The 16,537-nt window shown below is 57.5% G+C and carries 16 protein-coding genes; 12 read left to right on the top strand and 4 right to left on the bottom strand.

The features are described 5' to 3' along the window. Nucleotides 1-103: 103 nt before the first annotated feature. Nucleotides 104-1,396 carry an aminopeptidase gene (locus tag ABNV41_RS12035; protein WP_050819180.1) on the top strand — a complete coding sequence of 431 codons (1,293 nt, stop codon included), beginning with the start codon at nucleotides 104-106 and terminating at the stop codon, nucleotides 1,394-1,396. After that, nucleotides 1,393-1,941, top strand: a complete 549-nt coding sequence (locus tag ABNV41_RS12030) for a hypothetical protein (RefSeq protein WP_050819181.1) — start codon at nucleotides 1,393-1,395, stop codon at nucleotides 1,939-1,941. Before ABNV41_RS12035 ends, ABNV41_RS12030 begins: the two co-directional genes overlap by 4 nt. 68 nt (nucleotides 1,942-2,009) lie before the next feature. On the opposite strand, the gene ABNV41_RS12025 is transcribed toward ABNV41_RS12030, so the two are convergent. From ABNV41_RS12025 to ABNV41_RS12015, 3 genes are all read right to left on the bottom strand, one after another. Beyond that, a complete protein-coding gene (locus tag ABNV41_RS12025; protein ID WP_050819182.1) occupies nucleotides 2,010-3,023 on the bottom strand; it encodes a cell envelope integrity EipB family protein in 1,014 nt (337 codons plus the stop codon). Nucleotides 3,024-3,119: 96 nt separating this feature from the next. Next, nucleotides 3,120-4,907: an aspartate--tRNA ligase gene (gene aspS / locus ABNV41_RS12020; protein WP_050819183.1), complete on the bottom strand. Its 1,788-nt coding sequence runs from the start codon at nucleotides 4,905-4,907 to the stop codon at nucleotides 3,120-3,122. 122 nt (nucleotides 4,908-5,029) lie between these two features. Then, on the bottom strand, nucleotides 5,030-6,097 hold the full coding sequence (locus ABNV41_RS12015) for a low specificity L-threonine aldolase (protein ID WP_349935110.1): 1,068 nt from the start codon (nucleotides 6,095-6,097) through the stop codon (nucleotides 5,030-5,032). Nucleotides 6,098-6,257: 160 nt separating this feature from the next. On the opposite strand from ABNV41_RS12015, the gene ABNV41_RS12010 reads away from it, so the two are divergent. From ABNV41_RS12010 to ABNV41_RS11975, 8 genes are all read left to right on the top strand, one after another. Next, nucleotides 6,258-6,872: a 50S ribosomal protein L25/general stress protein Ctc gene (locus ABNV41_RS12010; protein ID WP_050819184.1), complete on the top strand. Its 615-nt coding sequence runs from the start codon at nucleotides 6,258-6,260 to the stop codon at nucleotides 6,870-6,872. A 96-nt stretch (nucleotides 6,873-6,968) separates the two neighbouring features. After that, nucleotides 6,969-7,550: an aminoacyl-tRNA hydrolase gene (gene pth, locus ABNV41_RS12005; RefSeq protein ID WP_003625001.1), complete on the top strand. Its 582-nt coding sequence runs from the start codon at nucleotides 6,969-6,971 to the stop codon at nucleotides 7,548-7,550. Continuing rightward, nucleotides 7,550-8,644, top strand: coding sequence for a redox-regulated ATPase YchF (ychF, locus tag ABNV41_RS12000; RefSeq protein ID WP_050819185.1), 1,095 nt, complete (start codon nucleotides 7,550-7,552; stop codon nucleotides 8,642-8,644). The genes pth and ychF overlap by 1 nt, the downstream gene beginning before the upstream one ends. Before the next feature lie 84 nt (nucleotides 8,645-8,728). After that, entirely contained in the window at nucleotides 8,729-10,054 is a 1,326-nt protein-coding gene (locus tag ABNV41_RS11995; RefSeq protein WP_050819186.1) for a glutamate-5-semialdehyde dehydrogenase, read from the top strand. A 40-nt stretch (nucleotides 10,055-10,094) separates the two neighbouring features. After that, nucleotides 10,095-10,787, top strand: a complete 693-nt coding sequence (locus tag ABNV41_RS11990; RefSeq protein ID WP_050820323.1) for a nicotinate-nucleotide adenylyltransferase — start codon at nucleotides 10,095-10,097, stop codon at nucleotides 10,785-10,787. A 134-nt stretch (nucleotides 10,788-10,921) separates the two neighbouring features. Continuing rightward, the gene (gene rsfS, locus ABNV41_RS11985; protein WP_042787045.1) at nucleotides 10,922-11,344 is read left to right on the top strand and encodes a ribosome silencing factor; all 423 of its coding nucleotides are present in this window, start codon (nucleotides 10,922-10,924) and stop codon (nucleotides 11,342-11,344) included. Nucleotides 11,345-11,399: 55 nt separating this feature from the next. Next, nucleotides 11,400-11,855 carry a 23S rRNA (pseudouridine(1915)-N(3))-methyltransferase RlmH gene (locus tag ABNV41_RS11980; protein ID WP_050819187.1) on the top strand — a complete coding sequence of 152 codons (456 nt, stop codon included), beginning with the start codon at nucleotides 11,400-11,402 and terminating at the stop codon, nucleotides 11,853-11,855. A 111-nt stretch (nucleotides 11,856-11,966) separates the two neighbouring features. Then, entirely contained in the window at nucleotides 11,967-12,845 is an 879-nt protein-coding gene (locus tag ABNV41_RS11975) for a sulfurtransferase (RefSeq protein ID WP_003630021.1), read from the top strand. Between the two features lie 5 nt (nucleotides 12,846-12,850). Here the strand turns inward: ABNV41_RS11975 and ABNV41_RS11970 are convergent, their stop codons facing one another. Continuing rightward, the gene (locus ABNV41_RS11970; RefSeq protein WP_035365910.1) at nucleotides 12,851-13,792 is read right to left on the bottom strand and encodes a LysR family transcriptional regulator; all 942 of its coding nucleotides are present in this window, start codon (nucleotides 13,790-13,792) and stop codon (nucleotides 12,851-12,853) included. Nucleotides 13,793-13,888: 96 nt separating this feature from the next. On the opposite strand from ABNV41_RS11970, the gene budA reads away from it, so the two are divergent. Together budA and alsS are read left to right on the top strand one after the other, a co-directional pair. Beyond that, nucleotides 13,889-14,695 carry an acetolactate decarboxylase gene (gene budA, locus ABNV41_RS11965; RefSeq protein WP_003624984.1) on the top strand — a complete coding sequence of 269 codons (807 nt, stop codon included), beginning with the start codon at nucleotides 13,889-13,891 and terminating at the stop codon, nucleotides 14,693-14,695. Between the two features lie 81 nt (nucleotides 14,696-14,776). Continuing rightward, nucleotides 14,777-16,465, top strand: coding sequence for an acetolactate synthase AlsS (gene alsS / locus ABNV41_RS11960; protein ID WP_050819188.1), 1,689 nt, complete (start codon nucleotides 14,777-14,779; stop codon nucleotides 16,463-16,465). Nucleotides 16,466-16,537 lie beyond the last annotated feature (72 nt).

Here is a 16,537-nt window from a genome sequence, read left to right as displayed (position 1 = left end):
AGCCCCGTTCGGTATCCGATACACATAAAGGTGTTTGAGTTCTGCACATCATGCCTGCCACATTGCAAAATAAGGCGTGCTGTGCAGCAAAGTTAAGGGAAACATGCATATTATGGCCTTACAGAACACGCAGGGTGCCGCAGGCGGTTATCTGGCATCTGCCGAATTTGCCACCATGCTGGACAGGCTGGGTGAAGTGGCAGCACGTACGGGCCTGAACGTGGCCCACGGCCAGCAGGTCATTATTACGGCACCCCTTCATGCCGTGCCGCTGGTGCGCCGCATTACGGAGCACGCGTACAAGGCCGGGGCCTCACTCGTCAGCACGTTTTATTCGGATGAGGAAACCACGCTGGCCCGTTACAAATACGCGGCGGAAGATACGTTTGATACCGCAGCAGGCTGGCTTGCTGGCGGGATGACAGAAGCCTTCCGTAATGGTGCCGCGCGTATGGCCATTACGGGCTCTAACCCGGCATTGCTGGCGGGGCAGAACCCGGAACGTATTTCCCGCGCCAGCAGGGCTAATTCCCGCGTGAACCGGCCTGCCATGGAAATTATCACCAATTTTGATGTGAACTGGTGCATTGTGGCGGCCGCTTCTCCGGCTTGGGCAGCACAGGTGTTTCCTGATCTGCCGGTTGATCAGGCGGTAGAAAAACTGTGGCAGGCCATTTTTTCTGTCTCGCGCATTACGGGTGAAAACCCGGTAGCGGATTGGGAGGCCCATAATGCCGTTCTGCACCGCCGCGCCGCATTTTTGAATGATGCCCGTTACAGCGCGCTACATTTTAAAGGTCCCGGCACAGACCTGATGGTAGGGCTGGCAGATGGGCACGAATGGGCAGCCGGTGCGGAAAAAGCCGGAAACGGCATTGTGTGCAACCCCAACATTCCAACCGAGGAAGTGTTTACAACACCGCATCGCCTCAAGGTGGATGGCATGGTGGCAGCCACCAAGCCGCTTTCTCATCAAGGCACGTTGATTGAGGATATTCGCGTAAGGTTTGAAGGCGGACGCATTGTAGAAATGCACGCCAGCAAAGGCGAAGATGTGCTGGCCCGTGTGCTGGATACGGATGAAGGCGCCCGCCGTTTGGGGGAAGTGGCGCTTGTGCCCAATTCCTCCCCCATTTCGCGCAGCGGTATTTTGTTCCAGAACACATTGTTTGATGAAAACGCCGCCAGCCATATCGCATTGGGGCAATCTTACACCAAATGTATGCGCGATACGGCTGGGCAGGATGAGGCCGCATTGGCCGCCCGCGGAGCCAATAGCAGCATGATCCATATAGACTGGATGATTGGTTCTGGTGACATTGATGTGGACGGCATAGATGCCAAAGGTGAACGCGTGGCATTGATGCGCAAAGGTGAATGGGTGATAGAAGCATGAGACATACTCTAAAACTTTCCTGCCGCTCTGCTCTGCTGGGCGTTATGGGCGCTGCAGCGCTTGTGGTTGGCACAGCGGCACAGGCGCAAACGGTTTCTACCGGTGGCAATGGCGCGCCCAATTTAACGCCAGAGCAGGTTGCCACTTTGCAGCATGATATGGATACCGCGCTGCATTATCATCTGGCCCCAAACGTGCTGCCGCGCCTGACCACAACGCTGAAGGAAATTCAGGCCGCCGGCATTCAGCCGCCCTCACGCTTTGGCATGTCTCTGGACCAGCAGATTGCCCTTGTGCAGCAGGTGCCGGGTTTGGACCCGATTTTGCAAAAGAATGGCTTTTCAGCACATGATTTTGTTATGAGCCTTACCTGTGTGGGCCTAACGGGCAGCCTGATGAACGTGCCTGCCAACCCCAGCAACACCAAGATGCCGCAGCCTGAACCTGCTAATGTGGCTATTCTCAAATCCAACCCGCAGGATTTGCAAAATCTGGTTACGGTTCTGCGTTCGGCCCATCAGTCAGGTGGTGCGCTTTCGCACTAATTTCACACATACATATTGGTGTGTAAGAAAATGGCAGGTTTTTCCTGCCATTTTTTATGTGTGATGGTTTAGTTTTTCTTCTGATGTGGCTTGGCGTGGCATGTTTCCGGCTTGGGCAGATCCAGCACATGCAATGTACCCTTCATGCGGAAATCTCCAAAATCCAGCGTCAAATTGTCAGAAACACCATTGGCAAAATACCGCATGCCAATTTCATATTCCGGCATCATGTTTGGTGGCGTGCGTGAAAAAAAGGCCACATGCACACGGCCAGATTGCAAGGCGTTCAGGGCAGTAAAATCCGTGGTGGGCGTTGTATTGCCCCAGCCTAAAAGGGTTATGTACGTATCTGCCGCGCCATCTGGTGATGTGCCATCAAAAATAGGGGCTGAAATCTCGGTTTTTCCGCTTCGGGCGGCATCCAGAATGGAAACGGTATGCTGGATGGGGAACAACGTGCCAGCCGGAAGCGGGAGTGTTTTGGCTAAAGGTTTTTCGTAATGCGCTGTGCCAGAACCATCCGGGTGCAGTGTGGCTTCCCCCCGCAGGTTTTGCAGCAATTTGCCGTTAGATGTTTCCATGGTGCGAAAGATCAGGTTGCGCCCATCTGCACTTTCAAACGTGGAATAGTCAGATACCAGATGCTCCACGCCGTTCTGGCGGGTTACGCTTTGAATATCCAGCCGCTGTTGGGTGGACCATCCGCTGCACCCATGCCGCACGCTGTAAAGCATGGTGCCCGTGGCCGATAATGTTTTGCCGCCAGAAGCTTCTGTGAGTGTGAGATCATACACCGCACGTTGCGAGGCAATCTGGTTGATATCTGAATCGGAAAAAGAATGTGCAGCGTTGGGCGTAGCATTGGGGCGTGCTTCAGCCGGTGGGGTGTTTTGTGAAACAGTGCCCGAAGGCACCACTGCACCGGCTGTTTGTGCATGCGCCATGTGCAAAGGCAGAGCGACCACGCCACCCAGCAGCACAGATGCAACGGCCTTGCGTAACGCACGGGCATTATGCCCCGGCGTAAAGCAAAAACCTTGGGCAAGGGGTAGGGGAAGTGGCAGGCGGCGTGAACGTCTCATACCCGGTACAAAAAAACATCCGGCGCGGTCTTGCAACCACCCGGATGCCAAAAGGGCCGGGGTGTGGCCCTTTTACATGCATATGTGAAAGCCCGATCAGTCTTTCTTGACAGCGGGCTTCAAGTTCAGCGCGAGGGAGAGTTCCTTCAGGCGTTCCGGCGGAACGGGGGCCGGGGCACCCATCATCAGGTCTTCGCCCTGCTGGTTCAGCGGGAACAGAATGACTTCACGGATGTTCGGCTCATCAGCCAGCAGCATCACAATACGGTCCACACCGGGGGCGGACCCACCATGCGGCGGTGCACCGTAGCGGAAGGCGTTGAGCATACCGCCAAAGCGGGCTTCTACTTCGCTTTCCGGGTAACCAGCAATTTCAAAGGCGCGGATCATCACATCCGGCAGGTGGTTACGGATAGCGCCGGAGGAAAGCTCAATGCCGTTACACACAATGTCATACTGGTAAGCCAGAATATCCAGCGGGTCTTTGGTGTTCAGTGCTTCCAGACCACCCTGCGGCATGGAGAACGGGTTGTGCGAGAAGTCAATCAGCCCCGTTTCTTCATTCAGCTCATACATCGGGAAGTCCGTGATCCAGCAGAAACGGAAGGCATCCTTTTCAATCAGATCCAGTTCTTCAGCAATGCGTGTGCGCACAAGGCCAGAGAACTTGGCCACATCATGCCCCTTGCCCGCGGCAAAGAACACGGCATCACCGGGGTTCAGCCCCAGCTTGGTGCGAATGGCTTCCACGCGGTCGGCTTCAAGGTTCTTGGCAATCGGGCCCTGGCCGCCCTCTTCTGCAAAGGTGATGTAACCCAGACCACCAGCTCCGTTTTCACGCGCCCAAGCGTTCAGCTTGTCATAGAAGGAGCGGGGACGGCCACCAGCGCCGGGGGCCGGAATGGCGCGCACTTCACCACCATCGGCTGCAATGCGGGCAAACAGGCCAAAGCCGGAACCGGCAAAATCTTCCGTTACATCGGTAATCAGCAGCGGGTTGCGCAGGTCTGGCTTATCAGAACCATACACCTTCATGGCGCGGGCGTAGGGAATACGCTCAAACGGTGCGGTGCTGACGGCGCGGCCCTTGCCGAACTCTGTAAACAGGCCAGACATCACTTCTTCCAGAACGGCAAAGATTTCGTCCTGCGTGGCAAAGGCCATTTCAAAGTCGAGCTGGTAGAACTCACCGGGGGAGCGATCCGCGCGGGAGGCTTCATCACGGAAGCACGGAGCAATCTGGAAGTAGCGGTCAAACCCGGCCACCATGGCAAGCTGCTTGAACTGCTGCGGGGCCTGCGGCAGGGCGTAAAACTTGCCGGCATGGGTGCGGGAGGGCACCAGAAAGTCACGCGCACCTTCGGGGGAGGATGCTGTTAGGATGGGGGTCTGGAACTCAGTAAAGCCCAGATCCGTCATGCGGCGGCGCATGCTGGCAATAATGGCGGAGCGCAGGCGGATGTTGGCGTGCACCTGCTCGCGCCGCAGATCAATATAGCGGTAACGCAGGCGCAACTCGTCAGAATAATGTTCCTGCCCGGCAACCTGTAGCGGCAGCACAGCGGCGGAGGACTGTACAATCAGCTCACGCGCACGCAGCTCAATATCACCCGTGGCAAGGTCCGGGTTGCGGGTGGTTTCATCACGCAGCACCACGTCACCCGTTACGGTTATCACGCTTTCCACGCGCAGGTGCTCGGCCGTTTCCATAACGGGGGAACCCGCGGGAATAACAATCTGCGTCAGGCCTGTTTCATCGCGCAGGTCAATAAACAGCAGCCCGCCGTGGTCCCGCTTGCTATGCACCCAGCCGGACAGGCGCGCGGTGGTGCCGGCATCGCTGGCGCGAAGGGCCGAACAGCTGTGGGAACGGTAAGGATGCATGGTCTTGTCCTGAAATCTGGCCCGGCGTTGCAGCAGGGGCGGTTTTTGGCAATGATTCCGTTGTGCCCGGAGGAAGCAGTGGAGCAGCGCTTATGTCAAGGCCGCACTGTATATCTTGCGTCTTATAAGGCACCTTGCCCGCGCACGCAGCTGCGTAAATCTGCTGCCAGCGCGGCAATGGCTTCTGGCCGTGCGTCCCACGCAAACATAAAGCGGCAGATGCCCCCAAAAAACGTGTAAAAGCGCCAGCCACGGGCCCGCAATTCGTTCATCACAGGTTCGGGCATCAGCAAAAACACGGCGTTGGATTGCACGGGCCATGCCAGTTTGATGGAGGGAATATCCTCTACCGCCTGTGCAAACTGGCGTGCGCTGGCATTGGCGTGGCGTGCGTTATCCAGCCATGCGCCACTATGGATCATGGCCAGCCACGGGGCAGACAGAAAGCGCATTTTAGAGGCTGTTTGCCCGCTCTGCTTTGCGCGCTCGGTAAAGCCCTGAGCCATGCTGCGTTTAAAAAACACTACGGCTTCCCCCATGGCCATGCCGTTTTTGGTGCCACCAAAACTTAGGGCATCCACGCCGGATTGCCATGTCATAGCCGCAGGTGTGCAGCCCAGCATGGCAACGGCATTGGCAAAACGCGCACCATCCATGTGCAGCCGCAAGCCGTGATCATGGCAGGCATTGGCAATGGCCCGAATCTCATCCACCGAATACACAAGCCCGTTTTCTGTGGGTTGCGTAATGGTCACCACTGCGGGGGTGGAAGAGTGCGGATCGCTGGCGCGGCGGGCGGCCAGTTTTATGGCTTCAGGTGTCAGCTTACCGTCTGGGGTGGGGGGCGTTATCAGTTTGGCGCCACCGGTAAAAAACTCTGGCGCACCGCGTTCGGAGGTTTCGGCATGTGCCACTTCCGAGGCAATAATGCTGCAATAGGGCGGGCATAATGTTGCCAGCGCCAGCGCATTGGCTGCCGTGCCGGTGAGCACAAAAAACACTGCGGCTTCAGGCGCTTCAAACACATCCGCCACTGCTTTGGCGGCAAGGCGTGTCCAGGCATCATCCCCATATGCGGGGGTGGATCCCTTGGCCGCGCGGCTTATGGCTTCCAGCGCCTGTGGGCACAGGCCTGCATAATTATCACTGCCAAACTGTTGCGGGGGCGTGGTGGTTTGCGGCAGGGGCATAAGCGGCTTCTCCGGCAAGGGCTGTGGGGCAACAGGTGCCAAAGCCTGCTCTATAGCACAAGCTATACCTTGCTCCTGCACAGCTTTTGCTGTAAGGCGCTGCCACTGCGTGGGCACCCCTGGAGGCCCGCGTGATTAAGTTTTTTATGGAGAAGTCAACGTGTCCAAGATTACATCTATCGAAGCTTCGGCGCGCGCGAAGGCTGGTAAGGGGGCAGCGCGGGCAACGAGGCGTGCAGGGCTTGTTCCCGGCGTTATCTACGGCGGCAAGCAGGAACCCACCCTTATTGCTATCGACCCACGCATTATCATCAAGGGCATTCAGGCATCTGGCTGGCGCTCTCGCGTGTATGAAATCAAGGTTGATGGCAAGGCAGAACGCGCTCTGGTGCGTGACGTGCAGCTGCACCCGGTGAAGGATTCCCCTGTTCACGTTGACTTCCTGCGTCTGGCCGCTGGTTCTCGCGTGCATGTTGAAGTGTCTGTTCACTTCGAAAACGAAGAAGCATGCCCCGGCATCAAGCGCGGCGGTGTGCTGAACGTTGTGCGCCACACCATTGAAGTGGACGTGCCGGCAGACAACATTCCCGAATTCTTCACGGTTGACCTGTCCAAGCTGGACATTGCGGACAACGTGCGTTGGGAAGATGTGCAGGGCACCGAAGGCGTAACCCCGCTGACCCACGAAGAAAACTTTGTTGTGGCTTCCATTGCTGCTCCGAGCGTGGACACCACCGAAGGCGCAGAAGCTGCTACGGAAGAAGCCGCTTCCTGATCGGAAGCCGGTTTATTCGGGTTGTTTATTAGGCATGGGGGTGCGTGCAGATGCGCGTGCCCCCTGTGCTGTTCATAACGTTAGGTGGAATCAGCAATGCTGCTCTGGGTCGGGTTGGGCAATCCCGAATCCTCCATGCGTCGGCACCGGCACAATGTTGGCTTTATGGCGGTGGAAGCCATTGCCCGTAAGTACGGGTTCACGCCATGGCGCAACCGCTTTAAGGGCGAGGTTGCAGAAGGCCGCATAGGCGGGCAGAAAGTTCTGCTGCTGCTGCCCATGACCTACATGAACAAATCGGGTGAAAGCGTGCAGGAAGCCGCCGCTTTTTATAAAATTGCACCCGAAAATATTACCGTTTTTCATGATGAGCTGGATCTGGCACCGGGCCGCCTGCGCATAAAGCGTGGGGGAGGGGCTGCGGGGCATAACGGTTTGCGCTCTACAGATAAAATGTTGGGCACGCCAGAATATTGGCGTGTGCGCATAGGCATTGGCCACCCCGGCGCCAAGGAACGGGTGCACGGCTGGGTGCTGGGCAATTTTACGGAAACAGACCGGCAGGAATGGCTGGAACGGCTGCTTGATCGCATGGCCGATGCCGCCCCCCTGTTGGCAGATGGGCGGGCAGACCAGTTCATGACAAAGGTTGCACTGCCGGAAGGGAGCAAGGGCTGATGGGTTTTAACTGCGGTATTGTCGGGCTACCCAATGTGGGTAAATCCACGCTGTTCAACGCGCTTACGGCCACGGCCACGGCGCAGGCAGCCAATTATCCGTTCTGCACGATCGAGCCCAATACAGGCCGCGTGGCTGTGCCAGACCCCCGGCTGGACAAGCTGGTGGAAATTGGCAAATCACAGCGCGAAGTGCCCACCAGCCTTGAGTTTGTAGATATTGCCGGCCTTGTGCGCGGTGCCTCCAAGGGTGAAGGGCTGGGCAACCAGTTTTTGGCCAACATCCGTGAAGTAGACGCCATTATCCATGTGCTGCGCTGCTTTGAAGATGATGACATCACCCACGTTGAAGGCGGCGTGGACCCCGTGCGTGATGCCGACATTATTGAAACGGAGCTGATGCTGGCGGATCTGGATTCGCTGGAAAAACGTCTGCCCAATCTGGAAAAGCGCGCCCGCAACCGGGATGCTGAAGCCACAGCACAGCTTGCCGTTATGGCGCCGCTGATGGAAGCGCTGCGTGAAGGCCGCCCAGCCCGCACCGCCATTCCGGCAGGGGAAGAAGAAGCCGTGCGCCGCCTGCAGCTGCTTACCACCAAGCCGGTGCTGTATGTGTGCAACGTGGATGAAGACTCGGCCGCAACTGGCAACAAGTTCTCAGAACAGGTGCAGGCCAAGGCTGCGGCGGAAGGTGCTGCTGCCGTTATTGTGTCTGCCGCGATTGAAGCCGAAGTCAGCCAGCTTGAAAATGAAGAACGGCGCGAGTTTCTGGAAGGTTTGGGCCTTCAGGATAGCGGGCTGGATAGGGTTATTGCCGCTGGCTACAAACTGCTGGGCCTGTGCACCTACTTTACCGTAGGCCCGAAGGAAGCCCGCGCCTGGACAATTACCGCAGGCACCAAGGCCCCGCAGGCTGCCGCCGTTATTCACAATGATTTTGAACGCGGCTTCATTGCATGCGAAACTGTCGCGTATGATGATTACGTTCAGTATGGTGGGGAAGCTGGCGCAAAGGAAGCCGGACGCCTGCGTATTGAAGGGCGAGATTACGTGGTGCAGGATGGCGATGTGCTGCTGTTCCGCTTTAACGTTTAACAGCCACGTACAACCACAAATCACAGCTTGATGGCCTGCCATCACCGGCAGGCCAGATAGAAAGATGGAGATAGGAACGCCGTTATGAACGCGGAGGGTGAGAGTAAGCTGCAAGGGGTTACAACGGCTGCGGCCAATCCCGTGCAGGATGTTCCAGCGCAGGCACAGGGGCTGGGGCCAATGGCTGCCTTGGCCCATCGTGCTCGGCTGGCGGCCCGCACACTGGCGCAAAGTTCTTCCGCCACGCGGGATAAAGCCCTGTGGGCCGCTGCGGCGGCTTTGCGTGAGGCTGCTCCCGCCATTCTGGAAGCCAATGCGCAGGATCTTGCCGCTTCCACCGCTAATGATGCGTTTCGTGATCGGCTTACCCTCACGCCCGAACGGGTGGAAGCCATGGCCCGTGGTCTGGAAGAAATTGCAGATCTGCCAGACCCCGTAGGCCGCGTGTTGGAGGAATGGACACGCCCCAACGGCCTGCGCATCCGCCGTGTTGCCACCCCTGTGGGTGTGATTGGCATGATTTATGAAAGCCGGCCCAATGTGGGGGCAGATGCCTCTGGTCTGTGCATTAAATCCGGCAATGCCGTGTTGCTGCGTGGGGGATCGGAAAGCCTGAACAGCGCACGTGCCATTCATGCCGCCATGCAGGCCGGATTACGCTCTGCCGGTTTGCCGGAAGATGCCGTGCTGATTGCCCCAGATGCCAACCGCGCCCATGTGGCGGAAATGCTCACCGCTTCTGGCCTGATTGATCTGATTATTCCGCGTGGTGGGCGTTCATTGGTCGAACGTGTGCAGCGTGAGGCCCGCGTGCCTGTGCTGGCCCATGCTGAAGGGCTGTGTCACACCTATATTCATTCCGCGGCAGATTTTGCCATGGCGCGCCGCATTGTGCTCAACGCCAAAATGCGCCGTACCGGCATTTGTGGTTCAACAGAAACCCTGTTGATAGATGCAGCCATTGCGCCAGCATTGTTGCCGCAGATTGTGGCAGATCTGGCAGAAAAAGGCTGCACCTTTAAGGCGGATGCCGAAGCCCGCGCCATTATGCCCGATCTGCCCGCGGCAACGGAAAAAGACTTTGCAACAGAATGGCTGGATGCGGTTCTGAACATTGCCGTGGTGGATGGTGTGGATGAAGCGCTGGACCATATTGCGCAGTATGGATCTTCCCACACAGAAGCCATTGTGACAGCGGATGAAAACATGGCCATACGGTTCATGAACGGTGTTTCCAGCGCTGTGGTGATGTGGAATGCCTCCACCCAGTTCTGTGATGGGGGGGAGTTTGGCTTTGGTGCGGAAATTGGCATTGCCACTGGCCGCTTCCATGCCCGTGGCCCGGTGGGTGTGGAGCAGCTGACAACCTTCCGTTACGAAGTGATTGGCACCGGGCAGGTGCGCCCCTGATTTTTGCGGCCATGCGGCCAACTGCACGGGGCGCGCGCAGGTGCCGGTAACTTTCCAACCACATCCGGCTGCAAAGCCTTGTGCACGTGGCACTGTTATTCCCACTTGGGGGGATAACAGATGCCTGCGTATTGGGCTTTTGGGTGGGTCTTTCAATCCCGGCCACAAAGGGCATCAGGCCATTGCGCGGCGTGCGCTGGCGGTGCTGGGGTTAGACCAGGTGTGGCTTATGGTTTCACCCGGTAACCCGCTTAAAGCCGGGCGCTCAGATATGGCGGCCTTGCCTGCACGCTTGGCCACGGCGCGCCAACTGGCAGATGGGCGGCGCATTATTGCCACGGATATCGAAAGCCGAATCGGCACACGTTATACGGTGGATACAGTGCGGGTGCTGCAAACGCGCTTTCCGCGTGCGCGGTTTGTGTGGCTGATGGGCGCAGATGGTCTGGCCACCTTGCCGCGTTGGAAAAACTGGCGGCAGCTTGTGCATAGCGTGCCAGTGGCGGTTTTCCCTCGTCCGGGGCAAAATGCGCGGGCCTTGCATGGGCTTGCCGGGCGGTATCTGGCCCGCTGGCGGGTGCCTGCATGGCGTGCACATGCCCTTGCGGAACTTTCTCCCCCCGTGTGGGCTTTTCTTCCGGGGGCACAAAACAGTATATCTGCAACAGCTATTCGTCAGCAGGGCGGATTCAATGCCGCTGCAGGCCAACCCCATACCCCCGATACGCTTTAAAGATCAGGAGAACGGTCATTCCTACCAAGCCCCCCGCCGAAACATCAGCACGTTCCCGCACGGCCACCACGTCCGCCAAAGGGCGTGCCGCATCTGCACGTGCCACCACAGCTGGCGCTGCTGCGCCTGGTTCCGTGCGTAAAAAAGCCGCTGCGGCTGGCCCCAAGGCCACCACCAAGCGCGAAGCCGTGGCCCCGGATATGCTGGAGCAATCTCTGGCGCTCATCACCGCCAGCCTTGAAGATGACAAGGCTGAAGATATTGTGGTGATCGACCTTGCAGGCCGTGCCTCCTTTGCAGACCGGATGGTGATTGCCACAGGTCTGGCAGACCGTCAGATTTCCGCCATGGCGCAGCATATTGAACGCAAGCTGCGTGATATCGGCATCAAGCGCGTGATGGTGGAAGGCGCCAACGGGTCTGACTGGGTGCTGCTGGATACGGGTGATATTGTGGTGCACCTGTTCAAGCCAGAAGCACGCACCCTGTATGGGCTGGAAAAAATGTGGGGCAAGGAACTGGATGAAGGCGCAGAAGGTAACGTGACCCGCCTGTAATCGCCTGGTTCATGATGTTGTTCTCTGATTTTTCAGTGCGTATGGGCATACCGGCATGAGGCTGGTGGCCATTGGGCGTATGAAGGATAAATCCGAGCGGGCGCTGGTGGAACGGTACCTCAAGCGCCTGCGCCCCAAGCTGGAGATTATAGAACTGCCAGATGGGCGCGGCAGCCCGGATGAAATCAAACGGCGCGAGGCACAGGCCATTCTGGCTGCTTGCCCCGCGCAAAGCCACGTTGTGGTGCTGGATGAAGCCGGGCGCAATTTCAGCAGCCCGGATTTTTCCAATGCCGTGCAAGGCTGGCTAACGGCTGGCCGTATCCCCTGCTTTGTTATTGGCGGGGCGGAGGGGCTGGATGCCTCGGTTATCCAGCGGGCCGATGCGTCCATGTCCTTTGGCACCCTTACATGGCCGCATATGTTGGTGCGGATTATGCTGGTGGAACAAATTTACCGCGCGCAGGCTATTGCGGCGGGGCATCCGTATCATCGTTCCGGGCGGCCATAAGGGGCTGCTGGCTGCTTTTATGGCATGGCGGCAGTGAACCACGGGGTCTGCCTGCATGGGGGCAGACCTGATAGCGTCCGGCCTTTCCTGAACAGACCGGACTGAAGATACATGACAGACGTTCTCTACACTCCGGATGCCCTGCGGCAGTTGCAGCACACTGGCAACGCCGTTCTGATAGATGTGCGTTCGGAAGAAGATTTTGCCAAAGGGCATATTCCCGGTGCCGTAAACATGCCGGATATTTTTACCTATCTGGCAGAAACATCAGAAAGCGGGCTGGCCAGCCTGCAACAGAAGTTTTCATCGCTGTTTGCGCAATACGGTCTGGATGGCAGTAAAACAGCGGTTGTGTATGAAGATGCCCTGCATACACGTTATGGCGCGTCCTGCCGTGGATACTGGATCTTGCAGTATCTGGGGTACCCCAAGGTAGGTATTCTGGATGGCGGGTTGCGGGCGTGGCAGGCCTCTGGCGGCACGTTGACGCAGGATGTCACGCACCCAGCACCCACGCAGTTTCCGCTCTCTATCAACCACGCGCTGATGGCCACGCGGGAAGATGTGTTTGCGGCCCTTACCAACCCGTCCATCAAGCTGCTGGATAACCGCGACAAGGTGGAATGGCTGGGTGAAAGCTCATCACCTTACGGGGTGGATTTTGCGCCGCGCAAAGGGCGTATTCCCGGTGCTGTGTGGATTGAGTGGTATAGCTTCATGCATACGCAGGATCAGGAAGCACGCTTTAAAACACCGGAAGAAATTCGGGCTCTGGCCGCCACGCGCAACCTGTACCCGGATGATGATATCATTATCTACTGCTTCAAGGGCGCACGTGCTGCCAACACCTATGTGGCGCTGGCTTCTGCCGGGTTTACCAAACTGCGCATCTATATGGGATCATGGAACGAGTGGTCTCGCCATGCGGATATGCCCATAGAAGATGGCGTGCCACGGGCTTCTGTGCCGTATCGCCCGCAGCAGGGCTGAGGCAGTTAGAGGTTTTCCGAATCTGCAAAGGGGGCGGTGTCATGCTGGCGCTGCTCCCACTTGCGGCAGGCCGTGCGCAACACCGTTACAAACCGCGTAACCAGCGGCATGTTCTGCCCGGTGCGGATGGCAACAGCCAATGTGGCGCGGGGTGCGGGTTCACTAATGGCATGAAACGTGACCCCGCCAGCATGAATCTGGCTGAGTGAGCGCGGTACAACAGAAACCCCAAGCCCCGCCGCCACCAAAGGCACGGTGCCCGCAATTTGCGGGGCCTGTTGGCCCATTGTGGGGGTAACGCCCGCAAGCTGATAGGCCGACAGAATGGCATCATGAAAGCCCGGCCCTAACTCACGCGGGAAGATAATCAGCGGGTCATCCGCCACCATATCCAAACTGATCACCGGTTCCTTGGCCAGTCTGTGGCCACGGGGCAGAGCGATAACCGTGGGTTCATCCAGCAGGTGAAAAACCGAGAGGCGTGAGGGATCGGTAAACGGCGGGCGGATAATGGCAATATCCACGCTGGGTTCGTGCAATGCCGCACACAGGGCAGGGGTGTTGCTTTCTTCCAAAGAGAGCGTGACATCGGGCGCCATTTCCCGAAACCGGCGGATGGTAAGCGGAATAACCGGCAACAGCGGCACAGCCCCAGCCAACCCTACGCGAATATGCCCTCTTTCCCCCCGCGCCAGACCTTCTGCCGTGGAAAGAAATTGGGCCTGCAAATCCAGAATGGTGCGGGCGCGGGGCAAAAGCACTTCGCCAATTTCTGTCAGCTTCATGCCCCGAGTCTGCCGTTCAAACAGCGTTACGCCCAGATTGCGCTCAAGCTGGCGGATTTGCTGGCTGAGTGGGGGTTGCTCGATACCCAGTGCCTCTGCGGCATGGGTAATGCTGCCATGCTCGGCAACGGTTACGAAGTAGCGCAGGTGCCTGATATCCATATGGTATATGTAATGCATATGGATAACGTGTTCAATATATATTGGAAGACTGGCTTCCACTGTTATAACGTGCGGGCGAAACGAACTTAAACCACCATGCGTTTGTGGGAGTATTGCAGCATGAAAAAACAGTCGGTGATGGACATGGATGTCCGCTCTTCTGCCCTTGGCAACGGCGTGCTGAAAAAGCCTGTTGCAAACCGTTTGTACCAGACCTCCACCATGGCGGCCCTGCTGGATGCGGTGTACGATGGTGAAACCACGCTGGATGAACTGCTCCAGCACGGTAACTTCGGCCTAGGCACATTCAACGCCCTTGATGGCGAAATGATTGTGACAGACGGCGTGGTGCGCCAGTTCCGTGCAGAAGGTCTGGCCGCAGAAGTGCCCGGTTCTCTTAAAACGCCGTTTGCCTGCGTAACGTATTTTGAACCGGAAAAAACGGTTACCATCGATTCCCCCAAAACCAAGGAAACGTTTGAAGAGCTGGTGGACAGCCTACTTGGTAACCCCAACCTGTTTGGTGCCGTGCGCTTTACGGGTGAATTCCAGCGCGTTGATACCCGCACGGTGTTCTGCCAGTGCAAGCCGTATCCGCACATGCTGGAAGTGGTGAAAAAGCAGCCCACCTGCACCATGGAAAACGTTATGGGCACCATGATCGGCTTCCGCACCCCGGTTTACATGCAGGGCGTAAATGTTGCGGGCTACCACCTGCACTTCCTTTCTGAAGATAGCAAACGTGGCGGGCACGTTACGGAATATCGCCTTGTGCGCGGCAAGCTGGAAGTGGCTTCCATTTCCGATCTGGAAATTCAGCTGCCCCGTACGGAACAGTTCGCCAAGGCTGACCTGAACCCTGAAAGCCTGAGCGAAGCCATCCGTATTGCTGAAGGCGGCTGAGCCTCCATTCGCTGAACATTTTTAACGGGGCTGCTGAAAAACAGCTTTCTGGCAGCCCAGTTTTTGCAGGACAGAACTGAAATGACCAATCCGGCAGACAACGCCGCTCAGTGCGGTGCGGAGCTTATTGTCAAAAATCTGGAAGCCCACGGCGTCAAGCACGTGTTCGGTATTCCGGGCGCTAAGGTAGACCGTCTGTTTGATGCGCTGGTGGATTCCTCCATCACCACCGTTGTTACGCGGCATGAACAGAACGCAGCCTTTATTGCAGGTGGCCTCGGCCGTCTTACAGGCAAGGCAGGCGTGTGCATTGCCACATCCGGCCCCGGTGCTTCCAACTTTGTAACCGGCCTTGCCACCGCCAATTCTGAAGGCGACCCGGTGCTGGCTATTGGTGGCGCCGTAAAACTGGCAGACCGCCTGAAGCTGACGCACCAGACCATGGATACGGTCAACCTGTTCAAGCCCATCACCAAATACAGTGTTGAGCTGACAACCCCGGTTGCGATTTCTGAAGTGATGGCCAACGCTTTCCGCTTTGCAGAAGGCGGTCGCCCCGGTGCTGCTTTTGTCAGCACGCCTATGGATGTGCTGTCCATGCCGGCTCATGCACCGGTTCTGGCTGGCCGTCCGCTGCCGCGCGTTGGCGGTGCCCCGGCTGATGTAATTGCAGAAGCTGCAACCATGCTGAAAAACGCCAAACGCCCTGTGGTTCTGCTGGGTATGCTGGCCAGCCGCCCGGATGTGGCAGAAGGCGTGCGCTCTTTTGTAAAAGAAACCGGCGTGCCGGTTGTGGGCACCTATCAGGCTGCTGGTGCGGTTTCTGAAGATCTGGTGGACCGTTTTGGTGGCCGCGTTGGCCTGTTCCGCAACCAGCATGGTGATCAGCTTCTGCACGAAGCCGATGTTGTTGTGGCTATCGGCTACAACCCGGTGGAATATGATCCGTGGCTGTGGAACGTGAATGATGACCGCAAGATCATCAACGTGGACATCGTTCCTGCAGAACTGGATAACGCTTACGTTCCGGCCATTGAGCTGATTGGTGAAATTGCACCCACGCTGACAGTGCTGGCAAAAGATGCAGGCAAGCTGGCCCGTGCTTCAGAACTGGAAGCTGTTCTGGAAGGCTACAAAAAAGCCCGCACCACCGCGCTGCTGGAAGCCCGCAGCACCAGCAACAACGCCGTGCATCCGCTCCAGATCGTGCGTGAGCTGGAACAGTTTGTAACCCCGGATATGACACTGTGCTTGGATATGGGCACCTTCCATATCTGGCTGGCACGTTATCTGCTGTCCTTCCGGGCGCGTCAGGTGCTTATCAGCAATGGTCAGCAGACAATGGGCGTGGGCCTGCCGTGGGGTATTGCTGCAAGCCTGCTGAACCCGGCGCAGAAAGTGCTGTCCATCTCTGGTGATGGTGGGTTCATGATGTCCAGCATGGAACTGGAAACGGCTGTGCGCCTGAAGTGCAACCTGATCCACATGGTTTGGATTGATGAAGCCTACAACATGGTGGAAATGCAGGAGCAGAAGAAATATGGCCGTGGTTCCGGTGTGAACTTTGGCCCCATTGATTTTGCAAAATATGCAGAAGCCTGCGGCGCAACGGGCATTAACGCCACCACGGAAGATGAAGTGCGTCAGGCCCTGCGTACGGCTATGGATGTAGAAGGCCCGGTGGTTATTGCCGTGCCGGTTGATTACTCCCACAACCATCTGCTCATGCAGCCGCTGGCTCAGCTGGGTGAAACGAGTGCCGCAGCGTAAAGCTGCGCAAAAAACGCAGGCCAGATTTTTTTTGCTGATGTGCGCGCCGCCTGTTTTGCAAAATGCTTCATT

It is taken from the genome of Acetobacter sp. A11-2 (assembly GCF_040208445.1).
Taxonomy (GTDB): Bacteria; Pseudomonadota; Alphaproteobacteria; order Acetobacterales; family Acetobacteraceae; genus Acetobacter; species Acetobacter oryzoeni.
Note: the sequence above shows the minus strand (reverse complement) of the source record. Positions and strands in the feature narration are given on the sequence as shown.

Excerpts from the sequence above, each read along its gene's own strand:
- ABNV41_RS12035 (WP_050819180.1), top strand. The coding sequence starts at position 104 with ATGCATATTATGGCCTTACAGAACACGCAGGGTGCCGCAGGCGGTTAT.
- ABNV41_RS12030 (WP_050819181.1), top strand. The coding sequence starts at position 1,393 with ATGAGACATACTCTAAAACTTTCCTGCCGCTCTGCTCTGCTGGGCGTT.
- ABNV41_RS12025 (WP_050819182.1), bottom strand. The coding sequence starts at position 3,023 with ATGAGACGTTCACGCCGCCTGCCACTTCCCCTACCCCTTGCCCAAGGT.
- aspS (WP_050819183.1), bottom strand. The coding sequence starts at position 4,907 with ATGCATCCTTACCGTTCCCACAGCTGTTCGGCCCTTCGCGCCAGCGAT.
- ABNV41_RS12015 (WP_349935110.1), bottom strand. The coding sequence starts at position 6,097 with ATGCCCCTGCCGCAAACCACCACGCCCCCGCAACAGTTTGGCAGTGAT.
- pth (WP_003625001.1), top strand. The coding sequence starts at position 6,969 with ATGCTGCTCTGGGTCGGGTTGGGCAATCCCGAATCCTCCATGCGTCGG.
- ychF (WP_050819185.1), top strand. The coding sequence starts at position 7,550 with ATGGGTTTTAACTGCGGTATTGTCGGGCTACCCAATGTGGGTAAATCC.
- ABNV41_RS11995 (WP_050819186.1), top strand. The coding sequence starts at position 8,729 with ATGAACGCGGAGGGTGAGAGTAAGCTGCAAGGGGTTACAACGGCTGCG.
- ABNV41_RS11980 (WP_050819187.1), top strand. The coding sequence starts at position 11,400 with ATGAGGCTGGTGGCCATTGGGCGTATGAAGGATAAATCCGAGCGGGCG.
- ABNV41_RS11975 (WP_003630021.1), top strand. The coding sequence starts at position 11,967 with ATGACAGACGTTCTCTACACTCCGGATGCCCTGCGGCAGTTGCAGCAC.
- ABNV41_RS11970 (WP_035365910.1), bottom strand. The coding sequence starts at position 13,792 with ATGGATATCAGGCACCTGCGCTACTTCGTAACCGTTGCCGAGCATGGC.
- budA (WP_003624984.1), top strand. The coding sequence starts at position 13,889 with ATGCGTTTGTGGGAGTATTGCAGCATGAAAAAACAGTCGGTGATGGAC.
- alsS (WP_050819188.1), top strand. The coding sequence starts at position 14,777 with ATGACCAATCCGGCAGACAACGCCGCTCAGTGCGGTGCGGAGCTTATT.